Source organism: Peptostreptococcus anaerobius 653-L, from assembly GCF_000178095.1.
Lineage (GTDB): Bacteria > Bacillota > Clostridia > Peptostreptococcales > Peptostreptococcaceae > Peptostreptococcus > Peptostreptococcus anaerobius.
The window spans coordinates 1-537 of the sequence record NZ_ADJN01000052.1; the positions used below are offsets into that span (position 1 = coordinate 1).

The window sequence follows — 537 nt, forward strand, 5'->3', positions numbered from 1 at the left end:
TGCGGGTGTAGCTCAATGGTAGAGTTCTGGCCTTCCAAGCCAGCTGTGAGGGTTCGATCCCCTTCACCCGCTCCATAGAATTGTGGGAGTATAGCTCAGCTGGGAGAGCATCTGCCTTACAAGCAGGGGGTCACAGGTTCGAGCCCTGTTACTCCCACCAAATTCTTAAATAATGCGGCCTGGTAGTTCAGTTGGTTAGAATGCCAGCCTGTCACGCTGGAGGTCGAGGGTTCGAGCCCCTTCCAGGTCGCCATTCAAAAAATAATATGCTGGTGTGGCTCAACGGTAGAGCAGCTGACTTGTAATCAGCAGGTTGTAGGTTCGATTCCTATCACCAGCTCCACGGAGGATTTCCCGAGCGGCCAAAGGGGGCAGACTGTAAATCTGTTGTCACCGACTTCGGTGGTTCGAATCCACCATCCTCCACCAGTAAATAAACTATAATGCGCGGATGTGGCGGAATTGGCAGACGCACTAGACTTAGGATCTAGCGCCTTTGGCGTGGGGGTTCGACTCCCTTCATCCGCACCAAGTTTA

6 tRNA genes are annotated in these 537 nt (G+C 52.9%); all 6 read left to right on the forward strand.

Features of this window, described 5'->3' with window-relative positions:
- The first annotated feature begins 1 nt into the window (after position 1).
- The 6 genes from HMPREF0631_RS05925 to HMPREF0631_RS05950 all read left to right on the forward strand — a co-directional run bounded on the left by HMPREF0631_RS05925 (position 2) and on the right by HMPREF0631_RS05950 (position 531).
- A tRNA-Gly gene (locus HMPREF0631_RS05925) sits at positions 2–75 on the forward strand.
- A gap of 9 nt (positions 76–84) precedes the next feature.
- A tRNA-Val gene (locus HMPREF0631_RS05930) sits at positions 85–160 on the forward strand.
- Positions 161–176: 16 nt separating this feature from the next.
- A tRNA-Asp gene (locus HMPREF0631_RS05935) sits at positions 177–253 on the forward strand.
- 15 nt (positions 254–268) lie between these two features.
- Positions 269–343, forward strand: a tRNA-Thr gene (locus HMPREF0631_RS05940).
- A gap of 1 nt (position 344) precedes the next feature.
- A tRNA-Tyr gene (locus HMPREF0631_RS05945) sits at positions 345–429 on the forward strand.
- A gap of 18 nt (positions 430–447) precedes the next feature.
- Positions 448–531 (forward strand) — tRNA-Leu (locus HMPREF0631_RS05950).
- Positions 532–537: the final 6 nt, after the last annotated feature.